Source organism: Halorhabdus rudnickae (assembly GCF_900880625.1).
GTDB classification, from domain to species: domain Archaea; phylum Halobacteriota; class Halobacteria; order Halobacteriales; family Haloarculaceae; genus Halorhabdus; species Halorhabdus rudnickae.
On record NZ_CAAHFB010000006.1, the window covers coordinates 231,769 to 245,441 of the forward strand.

At 63.3% G+C, this 13,673-nt stretch carries 14 protein-coding genes; 9 read left to right on the plus strand and 5 right to left on the minus strand.

All coding sequences use genetic code 11. From position 1 onward, the window contains the following. The first annotated feature begins 61 nt into the window (after positions 1-61). The 3 genes from BN2694_RS16115 to BN2694_RS16125 all read left to right on the plus strand — a co-directional run bounded on the left by BN2694_RS16115 (position 62) and on the right by BN2694_RS16125 (position 1,597). Complete coding sequence (locus BN2694_RS16115) at positions 62-622, plus strand: DUF1684 domain-containing protein (RefSeq protein WP_135667461.1); 561 nt, start codon at positions 62-64, stop codon at positions 620-622. A gap of 84 nt (positions 623-706) precedes the next feature. After that, on the plus strand, positions 707-1,030 hold the full coding sequence (locus tag BN2694_RS16120; RefSeq protein ID WP_135667463.1) for a hypothetical protein: 324 nt from the start codon (positions 707-709) through the stop codon (positions 1,028-1,030). 63 nt (positions 1,031-1,093) lie between these two features. Further along, the gene (locus BN2694_RS16125) at positions 1,094-1,597 is read left to right on the plus strand and encodes a DUF7510 family protein (protein ID WP_135667465.1); all 504 of its coding nucleotides are present in this window, start codon (positions 1,094-1,096) and stop codon (positions 1,595-1,597) included. A gap of 103 nt (positions 1,598-1,700) precedes the next feature. On the opposite strand, the gene BN2694_RS16130 is transcribed toward BN2694_RS16125, so the two are convergent. Then, on the minus strand, positions 1,701-2,750 hold the full coding sequence (locus tag BN2694_RS16130) for a glycosyltransferase family 4 protein (RefSeq protein WP_135667467.1): 1,050 nt from the start codon (positions 2,748-2,750) through the stop codon (positions 1,701-1,703). 130 nt (positions 2,751-2,880) lie between these two features. After that, positions 2,881-3,888, minus strand: a complete 1,008-nt coding sequence (locus BN2694_RS16135) for a sugar phosphate nucleotidyltransferase (protein ID WP_135667469.1) — start codon at positions 3,886-3,888, stop codon at positions 2,881-2,883. 439 nt (positions 3,889-4,327) lie between these two features. Between BN2694_RS16135 and BN2694_RS16140 the strand changes: the two genes are divergently transcribed. Then, positions 4,328-4,495 (plus strand): ferredoxin, encoded by a 168-nt coding sequence (locus BN2694_RS16140; protein ID WP_135667471.1) that lies wholly within the window; start codon positions 4,328-4,330, stop codon positions 4,493-4,495. Positions 4,496-4,674: 179 nt separating this feature from the next. Beyond that, positions 4,675-6,024, plus strand: coding sequence for an FAD-dependent oxidoreductase (locus BN2694_RS16145; RefSeq protein WP_135667473.1), 1,350 nt, complete (start codon positions 4,675-4,677; stop codon positions 6,022-6,024). Positions 6,025-6,138: 114 nt separating this feature from the next. Here BN2694_RS16145 and BN2694_RS16150 read toward each other — a convergent pair whose 3' ends face one another. Then, on the minus strand, positions 6,139-6,981 hold the full coding sequence (locus BN2694_RS16150) for a polyprenyl synthetase family protein (RefSeq protein ID WP_135667475.1): 843 nt from the start codon (positions 6,979-6,981) through the stop codon (positions 6,139-6,141). Positions 6,982-7,075: 94 nt separating this feature from the next. Beyond that, positions 7,076-8,233 (minus strand): helix-turn-helix transcriptional regulator, encoded by a 1,158-nt coding sequence (locus BN2694_RS16155; RefSeq protein WP_135667477.1) that lies wholly within the window; start codon positions 8,231-8,233, stop codon positions 7,076-7,078. A gap of 280 nt (positions 8,234-8,513) precedes the next feature. Here BN2694_RS16155 and BN2694_RS16160 point away from each other — a divergent pair, with 280 nt between their 5' ends. Both BN2694_RS16160 and BN2694_RS16165 read left to right on the plus strand, forming a co-directional pair. Beyond that, positions 8,514-9,719 (plus strand): DUF7094 domain-containing protein, encoded by a 1,206-nt coding sequence (locus BN2694_RS16160; RefSeq protein ID WP_135667479.1) that lies wholly within the window; start codon positions 8,514-8,516, stop codon positions 9,717-9,719. 155 nt (positions 9,720-9,874) lie between these two features. After that, a complete protein-coding gene (locus BN2694_RS16165; RefSeq protein WP_135667481.1) occupies positions 9,875-10,339 on the plus strand; it encodes a type IV pilin N-terminal domain-containing protein in 465 nt (154 codons plus the stop codon). A gap of 17 nt (positions 10,340-10,356) precedes the next feature. On the opposite strand, the gene BN2694_RS16170 is transcribed toward BN2694_RS16165, so the two are convergent. Beyond that, positions 10,357-10,977 (minus strand): methyltransferase domain-containing protein, encoded by a 621-nt coding sequence (locus BN2694_RS16170; protein ID WP_135667483.1) that lies wholly within the window; start codon positions 10,975-10,977, stop codon positions 10,357-10,359. A 169-nt stretch (positions 10,978-11,146) separates the two neighbouring features. Between BN2694_RS16170 and ahaH the strand changes: the two genes are divergently transcribed. Both ahaH and BN2694_RS16180 read left to right on the plus strand, forming a co-directional pair. Next, a complete protein-coding gene (ahaH, locus tag BN2694_RS16175) occupies positions 11,147-11,479 on the plus strand; it encodes an ATP synthase archaeal subunit H (protein ID WP_135667485.1) in 333 nt (110 codons plus the stop codon). Then, positions 11,466-13,640 carry a V-type ATP synthase subunit I gene (locus tag BN2694_RS16180; RefSeq protein WP_135667487.1) on the plus strand — a complete coding sequence of 725 codons (2,175 nt, stop codon included), beginning with the start codon at positions 11,466-11,468 and terminating at the stop codon, positions 13,638-13,640. Before ahaH ends, BN2694_RS16180 begins: the two co-directional genes overlap by 14 nt. Positions 13,641-13,673: the final 33 nt, after the last annotated feature.

Genomic DNA, 13,673 nt, shown 5'->3' on the forward strand with positions numbered 1-13,673 from the left:
CCATTCGGTTTTGCCCATCTCACGCAATACTGTTATGTGTCCGGACACCCTACGGTCGACGATGACTGACGAAAAATACGTCGAACAGATTCGAGAGCAGCGCGAAGAGAAGGAGACGTACTTCGCCGAACATCCGCAGTCGCCGATCCCCGGGCACGCCGACTTCGCGGGGTTGGACTACTACGAGGTCGATCCCGCCTACCGGTACGAACTCCCGCTGTCCGAATACGACGAGAAAGAACGGATCACGGTCGAGACGACCGCCGAGGGGTCCCAGGAGTACATCCGCCGGGGCGAGTTCACCTTCGAGATCGACGGTGAGAATGTGACCCTGCAGGCCTACAAGCCGGCATCGGGTGAGGATCGGTTCTGGGTTCCGTTCCGGGACGAGACCAACGGCGAAGAGACCTACGGGGCCGGTCGATACGTCGATCTAGAACCCGACCACCACCGGACGGACGACGGAACGTGGATTCTCGATCTCAACCTGGCGTACAACCCGACGTGTGCGTACAATGGAGCCTACGAGTGCCCGCTGATCCCGACAGAGAACTGGCTGAACGTGGCCGTCGAGGCCGGCGAGAAGGAGTATCCGGGCGAACCGATCGGTCACGAGCACTGATTTGTCCCCGGCGTCTCCGAGGTGTTTGAGTTCGGATGGGATGAGTACCAATAGTTCCTTTGAGCGTGGGCCCCCTGGTCGTGCATGGACATCGGACGTGCCGATATTGCAATGTTCGTCTACAACACTGCGACTGTGATGTCGGGCGCGTACGTGGCGATCACGATCGGTATCGAAGACACGATGGTCATGCTCCCGGTCGCAATCGGCCTCGGATTCGCCTGGACGGTCTACTACCACGTGAGTATGGCGTCGTTGCTTGAGGACATCCGGACGGGTGATCTTATCCCGGACGACAAGTCCGAGGCAAATACAGACTCGAACATGGGCGACACCGAAAGCGAGACGGAACCACTCGAAGACGATGGCGAATACCGCGGTGCCAAGCCCCCCTGGAGCCAGGAGTGACAGACGATGCGACGGGGCTCAGCCGTCAGAACGCTTAAGTCCCGACTCGCCAGATGTGAACACATGACGTCGGGTGTTCCTGGGAGCGAGACCGAGACGGACGTCAGCGTCAGGGCAGAGATCATCGACGATCGAACGGTGATCGTCGTCGACGGCACAACAGACGTCGCGGTCGTCGTCAACTCGGCGTCGGGCGAGCGCGTCTACCTGCCGCCCGAGAAAGCGGTGAGTGACACTGATTCGCGATCGGACGAACGAGAGGACAGTCCTTACGAGGGAGTCCCCAGCGACAGTCCCTACGAGGGCCTTCAGGACGACAGTCCCTACGAAGGGATACCGGGCGACAGCCCCTACGAAGGGATACCGAGCGACAGCCCCTACGAAGGAGTTCCCAGCGACAGCCCCTACGAGGGGAATCAGGGAGACAGTCCCTACGAAGGTGTTCCGAGCGACAGCCCCTACGAGTCGGGCCACACGCCGGAGACCACCTTCGGCGTCGTCCCGACCGAAGACGGTTTCCGGATCGTCCACCCCGAACCGGCGAGTGACGTCCGATTCCTGCGTTGAGTCAGACCCCGGGGATGTTTCGAGCAGAAGCCGCTCCTGTTCGTCAGCAGGCGACGGCACAAATCGACCGTCCCCGTCGAGTAGCTCCCGACAGGAGTTGGCTTCACCCGTCGAGAATCTCTCGATAGAACTCGACGTGTTCGTCGGCGACTGTCTCCCAAGATCGATGCTCGTAGTCGGGGAGTGGGCCGGCGTCGAGCGCACGTCCGATCCCGGTCGCGATCGAACGGGAGTTCGGTTCGACTTCGACGATACAGCCCTCCGGCAGGACCTCGGCCGCGCCGGATTCGCAGGCGACGACCCGCGTGCCGGCGGACAGTGACTCGACGATCGTGATGCCAAAGGGTTCGGCCAGCGACGGCGAGACGAACACGTCGGCGCTTTCGTAATAGTCACCCAGTTCCGACTCCGGGACGTAGCCGACGAACTCGACCATGTCTTCGACGCCCAGTATCTCGACGAAGCGCTTCAGCCGCCCGGTCAGATGGCCAGTCCCGCCGACCACGAGCGTCACTTCCTCGCGATCGAGGCGATCCATGGCATAGACGAGGTGGTCGATCCCCTTCTGGTGGGTGTGTCGACCGACAAAAAACAGCATCTCGCCGCCGATACCCAGTTCCGCGGCGACGTCCCGTCCCGTCGTCTGCACCGAGGAAAACCCGTTGTAGATCACTTGCGCGTCGCCATCGTAGTGCTCGCGGACGGCCCGACGAGTGACCTCGCTTACCGCAATCAGGTGATCTGTCTGGTCGACAACCTGCTGTTCGGTCCGGATCTCTCGATCCGGCGGGTACCGATTGCGGTCACTCGTCAGCGAGTGAAACGTCGTTACCCACTCGAGATCGTGGGCGGCCTGGGCCTGCGAACCGGGCCCGTAGCCGAACCAGTCGTGGGAGTGGACGATGTCGGCGTCGGCGGCGTACTCGACGAACTCCCCGGATAGCCGATCGATCCGGTCGGCGACACTCCCCTCGCCGGTCGGAACGCCGTGGATCCCCTCGCGATCCGGCGCGTACTCGGCGGGCAATACCAGTTCGATCTCAACGTCCGCCCGAGCGTCGAACTGTTCGAACAACTCGCCGACGGCCGTATCGAGGCCGCCGCTCACGTTCGGCGGAAACCCCCAGCCGAGCATCAGCACCTTCGGAACCATGCGTTGTCGGTGATTGCGGCGGATCGTACTTGACTGTTCGCTCCGGGAAACGACGTCGATACCACCTCGGAAACGACGTCGATACCACCTCGGAAACGACGTCGACACCACCTCGAAGACGACTGGTCGCCTACTCGGAGTCGCGGTACTGATCCCACACCCACGGGTCCGGTGGCGTCTGTGTGAGCGAGGTGTGGGCCCCGATCTGGGCGTTCGAGATGCTGACATCCTCTAGTTCGGTCTCCTCGTCGACGAGCGAGGAAAAGATCCGACAACTCTCCAGTCTCGCGTCCGGGAAGACGACCGACCGTTCGAGTTTCGAATCGACGACTGTCGCGCCCTCCATGACGTGGACGTTTTCGCCGAGGTCCGACTCCTCGACCGTTGCCTCGGGATGAACGAGTGTCCCGCCGTCGAGGTACCACGAGACGGCATCGAGGTATCCGTCGGGCGTGCCGATGTCGAACCAGGCACCCTCGAAGGGGAAGGCGTACACCGGCTCGCGATCGATAAGCCACTGGATGAACCAGCCGGGTTCGTCCGGGTTGTTCTCTCCCGAAAGGTACGTCTCGAAGAGGCCGACCGTCTCCGCGGGGAACGCATAACACGCGATCGAGACGAGCGTGCTCGGCGGCTCGTCGGGCTTCTCCTGGAACTCAATGACTCGATCGTCTTCGACGTCGATTACACCGTACTGCGTGGCACTCTCCAGATCGCCGACGTCATAGGCGGCCAGTGTCGGTCCGTCGTTGGTCTCGAAGGCGTCGATGAACGCCGAGATGTCGAAGCTGATCAGATTGTCCCCGGCGATCACCAGCGTGTCACTGTCGATGCCCTCCCGCTCGACGAGTTCGCCAAGCGCACCAACGACGCCGAACTTCTCGTCCTCCGCGCGGGTTTCCTCGACCGACACAGTCGGCTTCTCGAAGGGCGAGTCCGCGAGATGGCTGCGGAACTCCCCGGCGAACTCCTGGTTCGTCGAGACGTGGACGTTCTCGACCCTGTCGTCATCCTCGAGTTCGCGAAAGATCCGGTCAATCACGGTCGTGTCGCCGATCGGCAGGAACATTTTCGGCCGATTCCGCGTGATTGGCCACAGGCGCGTCGCGAACCCACCAGCGAGGACAATCGCGTCCATGCGGAGAGGTAGCACACCAATCCTCTTTGATGTGTCGATCGGGTCAAAATGGATCAGTCCGGGATACAGAGTGTACACAGCCCCGACTCAGCCGGGTCACCGCGGTTCGTCGTGTCTAAAAGGTCGTCACGTAACTCGTATTGCTACACACATTACCGGTTGTGAACTCCACCCACGAAGAAACTGGCCCTTATTTCTAGTTCTTTGGACATATTATAAATTAGTCATTTGATTCGCGTGGTACTACTTCCCGTGAAGAGGCAGACTATTGGTACAATCACAGACCTGTCTTGGCTCTTCTGGAGTCGATCAGTCGAGACCCGTCCGGAAATCTGTTCGTCAGATATTCTTCCCGGATGTTCACTCCCGTTTCCAGCGTGTGGGAACGCCCGCTCAAACTAAACTGGCGGGCGATGAATGTGGAAACGGAAGTAAAACGATGGTAGAAGTAGACCAAAACCTCTGTACGGGCTGTGAGATCTGCGCGAGCGTCGCGCCGGAAACGTTCGAGATGGACGGCGGCACGGCCGTCGCCATCAGCGATGAAGTGACGCCGGAAGCCGAACAGGCCGAACAGCAGTGCCCCGTCGACGCAATTTCGCTGTAGCCCGTCCGGTTTTCAACGGAATTTTTCGTGGATCGAGATGTAGCGACATAACCGCCTATTGAATACGCTACCCGTATTTCTCTGGCGACCATCACCGGCCGGAGTGCGGTCGCTGACTCGGCGATTGAGATTGTTATATCCCCACAATACTTTAGCAATGCAGCGACGAAGTCTCCCCCATGACAGAGACGTTTCTGATCGTCGGTGGCGACGCCGCCGGAATGAGTGCGGCGAGCAAGGCCAAACGGGACGATCCCGATCGGGAAGTCGTCGTGCTGGAACGCGGTGAATGGGTCTCCTACGGGGCCTGTGGACTCCCTTACTACGTCAAGGGCGAGATCGACGACCTTGAGGACCTCGTCGCGATCCCGGCCGAGCGCTTTCAGGAGGAACGTGACATCGACCTCCGGACAGGCCACGAAGCGGCCGCGATCGACCCCGAAGACCAGACGGTGACCGTCGAAACGGACGAGCGGACATACACCCAATCCTACGACGAACTGTTGGTCGCCACGGGTGCACGCGCCATCGCCCCGCCGATCGACGGCCTAGACCGTGACGGTGTGTTTACGCTCCAGACGATGGAGGCGGGACGGGAGTTAAAAGAGTACGTCGACGCCCAAGCGGGGGATACCGTCGGGATCATCGGCGGTGGCTACATCGGTATCGAACTGGCAGAGGCTTTCCGGGGCCAGAACCTCGACGTGGAACTGTTCGAGATGCGTTCACACGTTTTGGAGCCGTTCGGATCGGAGGTCGCCAAGACGGTCGAAAGCGAACTCCGAGACAACGACGTCGCCGTCCACACCGATACCCGGGTCGACCGCGTCGCCGGTGACGATCGCGTCAGGACCGTGATCACGCCGGACGGCAAGTTCCCGGTCGACGCCGTCCTCGTGGCGGCCGGCGTCCAGCCGCGGGTCGAACTCGCCGAGTCGGCCGGGATCGACGTCGGCCCGACGGGAGCGCTTGCCACCGACCAGTACGGGCGGACGAACGTCGAGAGCGTCTACGCCGCGGGTGACTGCGCGGAGATAATCCACGCGGTCACCGGCGATCCGGCCCACGTTCCGCTCGCGTTGACAGCCAACCGTGCCGGACGCGCCGTCGGCGCCACGGTCGCGGGCGAGCCCACACCGGTCGGCGAGATCGCCGGCACGGCCGTCCTGAAGGCCTTCGATCTCGAAGTCGCCCGGACCGGGCTACTCGAAGACGAACGACTACGCGAGGCCGGGTTCGATCCCGTCTCGGTGTCGATCACTGCGGCCTCGCGGGCCCACTACTATCCGGGCGGCTCGGAAGTCGAGATCACGCTCGTCGGGGACGCCGACTCGGGGGCCGTCCTCGGCGCGAGCATGGTCGGTAAAGAGGGTGTCGCAAAGCGGATCGACACGGTCGCAGCTGCCATCCAGGGGGATATGAGCGTCACTGACCTGGCGTATCTAGATCTCTCGTATGCCCCGCCGTTCGGGCCGACGTGGGACCCCGTGCTCACGGCGGCGAAAGTTCTCGGCGGCAAGCTGTCGTGATCGGTCGAGAGCGATCGCGACCGTCCGGGAGCCCCGAGCATAACAGTATCCCGGTATCTTCGAACACCACGAGGAGCCCGGTAACACCGGGCTCGACGGCCCCGACAGGGCAAGTTAGCGCTCGCGCGCGACGACGAACTTCGCGAGGTCCTGGAGGTATTCCCGTGCCCGATCGTTCTCGGCGGAAAGGGCTCGGAGTCGATCGAGTGCCCGCTCGGACTCCTCGTGGGCCCGCTCGTCGGCCTCCGCCGGCGAGAGGTCGGTGACCTGGACGATCGAAGGGCGTTCCATCTGGCGATCGTGCCCCGCGGGCTTGCCGAGTTGTTCGGCGTCGCTCGTTGCATCGAGCACGTCGTCGCGCATCTGGAAGGCGATCCCGACACGCTCGGCGTATTCCCCGTAGGCTTCGATAATGTGGGCGTCGGCGTCGGCCGCGATCGCGCCGAGTTCCGCCGCCGCCCGGAACAGCGCACCGGTCTTGCGACGGGCGAGCCCGCGATACTCCCTCTCGTTTTCGGGGCTAGCGACCAGTTCCGTCGCCTCACCCTCGCCGAGATCGACCATCGCTTCCGAGACGGCCCGCATCGCCCGTTCGTCACTCGAAAACAGGGCGAACGCCTCCCCGAGCAGCCCGTCGCTGGCGACGATCGCCGGTCCGTGACCGAACGCCGACCACGCGCTGGGCGACCCGCGGCGGAGTTCCGACTCGTCGATGATGTCGTCGACGACCAGCGAGGCGTTGTGTACGAGTTCGACCCCGACTGCGAAGTCGACAGCGTCCTCCGGATCACCACCGGCCGCTTCACAGACGAGCAGCGTCACCGTCGGTCGCACTCGTTTGCCCCCGGCAAGGACAACATCCTCGAGTTCGCGTTCGAGTTCCCCGGGTTCGACCGACGAGAGGAGATCCTCGAGTCGCTCCTCGACGAGATCCCGCCGTCGCTCCAGGTAATCCATCGTGCGTTCTAGGGGCCCGGACGGACAAGTACGTGACGAAGGGGTCACCGGGACCCGAATACCGATTCGACGTTCGTGGGGACGCCGATCCCGCTCAGAGTTCCTGGTCGTCCTCGTCCGGGAAGGAGATCAGGTTTTCTCGACCGATCCGGAGTTTCTCTATGTGTCCGTCATCGGCCATCGACGAGAGCAACTGAGAGACCTTCGCGTTCGACCAGCCGGTCTCCTCGACGATAGCGGCCTGTTTCATCCGCCCGCCGTTGTGCTCGATCAACGCCTCGACGTATTCCTCGTCGCTCAGGAGTTCCCGATCGATTGCCGGCGAGTCGTCGTCGGTTTCGGAGACCGCCCCGCCTGCCGGAACGGCATCCGCGCCAACGGACTCGTTTCCGGCCTCCGGACGGTCCGGCTCGGATCCGGTGTCGTCGATTTCATCGGACGAGTCGGGCACGGACGCCGAACGCGCATCGTCGACGTCGGTCGGCGACCGCTGTCGGAACAGGTATATACCGACGACAGCCCCGACGGCCATCACCACGAGCGCCATCGCCTGCAAAGAGAACCCACCGCCGGATCCCGACGGCGTCGTCTCGAGTCGGTACGTGATCGAGAGAGCGGACGGATCCAGCGACGTCGGCCCGGTCCAGAAGATCGTCCGGTTCGAGAACTCCTTGGGCGCGCTCGTGATCTCGGAAGACGGAGGCGACTGGATCACCAGGCGCTGAGTCGCCGTCAATCCGTCCAGCCAGGTCCCACTGGGCGAGGCGAACGCGTCGCCGACCGCCAGGGATGATCCATCACGAGAGGAGAAATTCCCCCACGTGAACCCGAGTTCGAGACGGCCCGTCTCGTTGCTGACGGTCGCGTTACGCGTGACGTCCCGGAGCGTCATCTCGCGCCCGGTGGCCTGGCTGGCGAGGTCGGCGAACCGTCGGAACGTCTCGATCGAGAGGGCATCGCTCTCGCCGGCCTCGAAGGTGTCACCCGTTGATCGGAACGCTTCGACATCCGTCTCGTCGTCAAGGGGAACAGTCATCGAAACCGTCCACCGTGCGTCACCGGTGGCCTCAAGTGCGATGGCTATCGTGGTGTTAGTCGTCGGTTCTTCTCCGGAGACCTGCTGAGGGCTGGTCGTCGGTGCGTCACCCGTCATCTGCTGGGGAGAGGCACCGCCGACCACGAGTCCGGCGCTGAGGAGGACGAGGAGGGCAGCGCCGAGCGCCAGGGCGGCGACGCGCGACAGCGGGGGCATGTCGTGGAAATGTCCACGGGCAGGATGAAAAACCCTTTCCATCCACAGAAGTTGTCAACTCCGAGGTTCGAGGAGGGACCGATAGACGAGTGTACACACCGAACTGTTTCCGCGAACGGCCGGCCTGCCTCGCTGCCGGACGCCGCGGTCGACGACGCGAGCGACGATACCGAGACGAGTCACTGACGGGGCAGCGATCTGACCGCGGCGGGAAGGGCACTCGTGTCGGACTATCGACTTGTCGCTGGGTTTTTTACCAACCCTGTCTAACTGCCAGCAGATGCAACGTCGCGTGGCCGCCCTCGTCGCCCTCCTGGTCCTCGGCTCGGTCACCGCCGGCACAGTCGCGACCGGCGGGCCCTCGACGGCTGCCCTCTCAGTCGAACCGCGAAATGGAACCGTCAGTCAACTCGATCTGCCCGACGGGAACGTCTCCACCGAACAGCAAACACTGGTCGACGGTGACCTCTCGAGTACGCTCGCGACCGACCGTGAGCGACTCCTGATGTCAATCGACGCTGGTGGTTTCGAGCGAGCCTTCCAAGCGAGCCCCAATCGATCGAGTCGGATCGAGACCGTCCAGCGAACGCTCGATGCAGTCGAAATCGAGAGTCGGGAGTTACGCGAGCGCCGGAGTGAGGCGATCCGGGCGTACACCCAGGGTGAGTACAGTACCACGGAACTGTTCCGGAAACTCGCACGAATCAGCGCATCGGCTAGCGGCATCCGGGAGCGGGTGACGGCCATCGAGGCGACAGTGGATCGCAGCGAATTCTCGATGCCGCCTGACGTCGCCGCCCGCCTCTCCAGTGTCGAGGCGGAAGTGGTCTCCCTCGACGGGCCGCTGATCGAACGCGTCGTACAGACGACCCGTGCTGACCGTGCCCCGGGGCGGTTCTCCCTGCAAACCAGTGCGGACGGGATCGTCATGGGGACGGTCGACGGCGAGACCTACCTCCGGGAGGCGACCGACTGGAGTGCCAGAGCCGAGATGGGCGGCAATGAATTCGGGACCGACGGAACGCTGGTCGCCGTTCACGAGCGGGCACAGTCCGTTTATCCATGGGCGTTCCAGAATCTCGTATCAAATCCGAGTATCAGCGGATTCGGCGACTCGCCGATCTACCCGGTTCGTCTGAATCACGCCCACGGTGAACTCGAGACGTACTTCGACGGACGGACGACGGATGTCTTCTTCGAGGTCCAGCGTCTCAGCCTGTCGTCGCTCCCGACCACAACGGTAGCGAGCGAGCGAAACGGATCGCTATCGATCGAACTCACCGAGACGACCAAACGGGGACTGGTAGCCGTCGACATCGTCGACGTGGACACCGACGATCCGGTCTCGGCGACCGTCACCGTCGGCAACGAGACGATCGGGACGACCGGGGCTAACGGCCGCCTGTGGATGCTCCCGGTAGCGGACTCGACGACGATCACTGCGAGTGCCGGTGCGGAGAACGTCTCGGTCACGGCGTCCGGCTGATCGGTCAGCCTTCGCGTGTCGTATCGACTAGCCGGGAATTCGAGCAACGTCGGAAGCCTCTCGGTCGCGCTGGTCTCGAAGGGCCGGACGGGCTCGCGATGGGGTGCCTCCGAGACGCCGGTAGTTGAAGTAGGGGAGCGTCGCCACGACCGGCAATGGATCGACGTGGGATCTCGCCCGTCCTCGGCACGTGTCTGCTCGTCGTACTGACGGTCCTTCTCGTGGCCAGTATGGGGACCGTCATGCTCGGCTCCGACATCCGTTCGGAACCGACAACGCTCCGGGTGAGTGCCAGTGCCGACGCGACGGCCGACCGCATCACGCTCACGCACGAGGGCGGTGACGCGATAGATCCGAAAACGCTCGAACTCCGGGTGACGATCGATGGTACGGCGCTCGAGTACCAGCCGCCCGTTCCCTTTTTCGCCGCGAAGGGGTTCCGTAGCGGCCCGACCGGTCCGTTCAACGCGGCGACGGGCAGCGAGTGGACAGCCGGCGAAACCGGCTCGATTCAGCTCGCGAGTACGAACGCACCGGCCCTGCGTGCCGACGACCGCGTCGAGATCACCCTACTGGAGGGCAAGGACGGACTCGTCACCGTCGAGACGACAGCAGAATGAGCGATCAGAAGCCGAGATCAGCGCGGGACGGTGGCGACGGTCGTGATGGCGACCTCGGGGTTGTACGACGGCCCCATCGTGACGTGTTCGATCGATTCGAAGCCCGCAGCCTCGAACATCCGGTCGGCCTCCTCGGCGTCGTAGAACAGCATGATCGCGTCAGCGAGTTTCTGGAAGATGGTCGAGGAGGGATAGTTCGGACCGACGACGAGCACCTGCCCGCCCGGACGAGCGACGCGGCGACACTCCTCTAGAGCCGCGACGGGGTTGGGCCAGTATTCGATCGATCCCGACGACCAGACGACGTCGAACGCGTCGTCCTCGAAGGGGAGACGTTCGGCGTCACCCAGACAGAACTGTACCGGGCCACGAGTGCCGAACTTCTCGAAAGCCTGTTCGAGCTGGTGAGGGCTTTGATCGAGGCCGTAGACGTTCTCAGTGTGTTCGAGGATTCCCTCGGTCCCGAAGCCGGTCCCACAGCCGACGTCGAGTACCCGATCGCTTTCCTCGATATCGAGCAACTCCAGGGCTTGGCCACGCATCTCCTCGTTCCAGATGAACGGATTGATTCGGTCGTAGACTGTCGAGAGGTACTTGTAGAACAGCCGCGCACGCGACTTGTCTTCCAGAACACCCATCGTGGCCTCGTTGGGCCTTCGGGGGCATAATTCCATGGATCGGTTGGATATCTCCTGACTCGTGTTGAGAGTTCGGCCGGATCGGGCAACGGTTGCCGGAGCAGAGGGTTCGAGGGCACGAACACTTCGCAACGCCCAAATAGGCGCTCTGACAACCGACGTGTGATAGATGCCCAGGCCCGAGGTTCTCGACCGTGTCAAGGAGGCCGAGCGGGAGGCGGCGGAGATCGTCGCTGACGCCGAGGAGGAACGCGACCGGCGCCTCAAGGAGGCCCGTGAAGAGGCCGAAACGATCCGCGAGCGGGCACACGAGGAAGCCGAGGAGACGGCACAGGAGCGTCTCGAAGCGGCTCGCGAGGAGATCAAATCTGAACGAGAGGAGATCCTGGCTGAAGGCCGCGAGACGCGCGATCGCCTAGAATCGCAGGCCGAGGAACGCGTCGACGAGGTAGTCGAATACGTCGTCGATGCCTTCGAGGAGGCGGTACATGCTCAGACCTGAGCGGATGAGCCGGGTCTCGGTGACCGGCTCGAAGGCCGTCATGGCCGACGTGATCGAGACCGTCCACGATATGGACCTGTTTCACATCACCGAGTACGATGGCACTTTCGATGGGTTTGATCCAGGCGACCCGACGGAAGGGGCCGACGAAGCGTCGGACAAACTAGTGACTGTACGGGCCCTGGAGTCTACGCTTGGGGTCGAACCCGAAGACGCCGGTCCAACGCGACTGGTGACTGACGACGCCCTAGAGGACGAACTCGAGGAGATTCGTCAGGACGTCAACGAACTCGACGACCGACGCGACGAACTGCAACAAGAGCTTCAGGAGGTCGAGGACGGGATCGAGCGCATGGAATTTTTCGTCCGGCTCGGAATCGACCTCGACCTGCTGTCGGGCTATGACTCCCTGTCGGTGGCCGTCGGGGAGGGAGACGCGGACGCGATACGGGACACACTCGCCGACGCCGACGGGATCGAAAACTTCGAGGTGTTCGCCGAGGGGGCCGCGCTGGCTGCCTTCGCCCATCCCGCCGACGACCAGGCGCTCGACGACGCCATGGTCGGGGTGGAGTTCGCGGCCGTCGAGTTGCCCGACGGCGAGGGCGACCCCGAGACGTACCTCGAAGAACTCCGACACCGCCGCCAGCGGCTCCAGTCCCAGCTCACGACAGTCGAGGACGAACTCGAAGAGGTGAAACTCGACGTCGCCGGGTTCCTGCTGGCGGCCGAGGAGAAACTCACCATCGAGGTTCAAAAGCGAGAGGCCCCGCTGTCGTTTGCGACGAGTGAGAACGCGTTCGTCGCCGAAGGGTGGATTCCGACCGACGAGGTCGATACATTCGAGGACGGCCTCCGAAGCGCCGTCGACGACCACGTCGAGGTCGACGAACTCGAACGAGCCGACTACGACGGGGACGGGTACCCGACCGAGCGTGAATCGGTCGCGGAGGCGACCGGCGACGCGAACGAGGGGGCTGGCGAGGTGGCCACCGACGGGGGCACGAGCGGGATCCTGCCGATGAGTACGGGGATGCCGCCCGTGGTTCAGGAGAACCCCGGGCCGTCTCGTCCTTTCGAATCGCTGGTCAAAGTCATCAACCTCCCGAAGTACACGGAACTGGACCCGACGGTCGCGCTGTTCCTGACGTTCCCGCTGTTCTTCGGGTTCATGATCGGGGATCTGGGCTACGGAACCCTGTACTTCCTCATTGGGTACGTGATGTACACCCGGATGGAGAGCGATATTTTCCGGAGTCTCGGCGGCGTCGGCATGTGGGCCGGCGGTTTCACTGCCGTCTTCGGCGTCCTCTACGGGGAGTTCTTCGGACTCCACCAGCTCGGCGAGATCGTCTGGAACGGCCATCCGCCGATTCACAAGGGACTGCAGCCGCACTACCTCACGTTCGCCCAGGCGTGGCTACTGGGTAGCGTCGTCGCCGGGACGGCGCATCTGGTCTGGGGACGAGCCATGGATTTCGCAAACAACCTCGATCACGGGATCGGCGAGGCGTTCGTCGAGAGCGGTTCGTGGATCATGCTGACCGTCGGACTGTGGCTGTGGGTGTTCAGCACGCAGGCCCGTGGGCCCAAGCCCGAGTTCATGTACACCGTCTTCAGCTCCGGCGAGGGCGCCGCGATCCCACTCGGGTTTACGGGCTTTTCGCCAACAGTTGGGACGGTTGGACTTGCCCTGGCAGCCGTTGGTCTCGTGTTGGCAATCTATGCCGAAGGTGCTATCGCGCTGGTCGAGAGTATCACGCAGGCGTTCGGTCACGTCCTCTCGTACAGCCGGCTGGCCGCAGTCCTGCTGGCGAAGGCCGGCATGGCCCTGGCGGTGAACCTGCTGGTGTTTGGCGCCTACGCCCACGACGGTGAGTTCCACCTCATCTTCTTCAATGGCTTCCCCGAACACAGCGAGAGCGTCATTTTTGCCGGCGTGGTCAACGGGAGCGAGCCGGTGGTACTGGCGCTCGGGTGGCTCGCCGGGATCGTGATCCTCCTGCTGGGACACCTGCTCGTGCTAGTGCTCGGGGTCACATCCGCCGGCCTGCAAGCGATCCGTTTGGAATACGTCGAGTTCTTCGGCAAGTTCTACGAGGGTGGCGGCAAACCCTACGACCCATTCGGCCACGTTCGCGAATACACAGCCGAGGGGTAACGTTCCCTCTCGAAGACGTGGACTGCCCTTGAC

What these genes read in the sequence shown, in the direction of transcription:
- BN2694_RS16115 (WP_135667461.1), top strand. Translation starts at nt 62, where the DNA reads ATGACTGACGAAAAATACGTCGAACAGATTCGAGAGCAGCGCGAAGAG.
- BN2694_RS16120 (WP_135667463.1), top strand. Translation starts at nt 707, where the DNA reads ATGGACATCGGACGTGCCGATATTGCAATGTTCGTCTACAACACTGCG.
- BN2694_RS16125 (WP_135667465.1), top strand. Translation starts at nt 1,094, where the DNA reads ATGACGTCGGGTGTTCCTGGGAGCGAGACCGAGACGGACGTCAGCGTC.
- BN2694_RS16130 (WP_135667467.1), bottom strand. Translation starts at nt 2,750, where the DNA reads ATGGTTCCGAAGGTGCTGATGCTCGGCTGGGGGTTTCCGCCGAACGTG.
- BN2694_RS16135 (WP_135667469.1), bottom strand. Translation starts at nt 3,888, where the DNA reads ATGGACGCGATTGTCCTCGCTGGTGGGTTCGCGACGCGCCTGTGGCCA.
- BN2694_RS16140 (WP_135667471.1), top strand. Translation starts at nt 4,328, where the DNA reads ATGGTAGAAGTAGACCAAAACCTCTGTACGGGCTGTGAGATCTGCGCG.
- BN2694_RS16145 (WP_135667473.1), top strand. Translation starts at nt 4,675, where the DNA reads ATGACAGAGACGTTTCTGATCGTCGGTGGCGACGCCGCCGGAATGAGT.
- BN2694_RS16150 (WP_135667475.1), bottom strand. Translation starts at nt 6,981, where the DNA reads ATGGATTACCTGGAGCGACGGCGGGATCTCGTCGAGGAGCGACTCGAG.
- BN2694_RS16155 (WP_135667477.1), bottom strand. Translation starts at nt 8,233, where the DNA reads ATGCCCCCGCTGTCGCGCGTCGCCGCCCTGGCGCTCGGCGCTGCCCTC.
- BN2694_RS16160 (WP_135667479.1), top strand. Translation starts at nt 8,514, where the DNA reads ATGCAACGTCGCGTGGCCGCCCTCGTCGCCCTCCTGGTCCTCGGCTCG.
- BN2694_RS16165 (WP_135667481.1), top strand. Translation starts at nt 9,875, where the DNA reads ATGGATCGACGTGGGATCTCGCCCGTCCTCGGCACGTGTCTGCTCGTC.
- BN2694_RS16170 (WP_135667483.1), bottom strand. Translation starts at nt 10,977, where the DNA reads ATGGGTGTTCTGGAAGACAAGTCGCGTGCGCGGCTGTTCTACAAGTAC.
- ahaH (WP_135667485.1), top strand. Translation starts at nt 11,147, where the DNA reads ATGCCCAGGCCCGAGGTTCTCGACCGTGTCAAGGAGGCCGAGCGGGAG.
- BN2694_RS16180 (WP_135667487.1), top strand. Translation starts at nt 11,466, where the DNA reads ATGCTCAGACCTGAGCGGATGAGCCGGGTCTCGGTGACCGGCTCGAAG.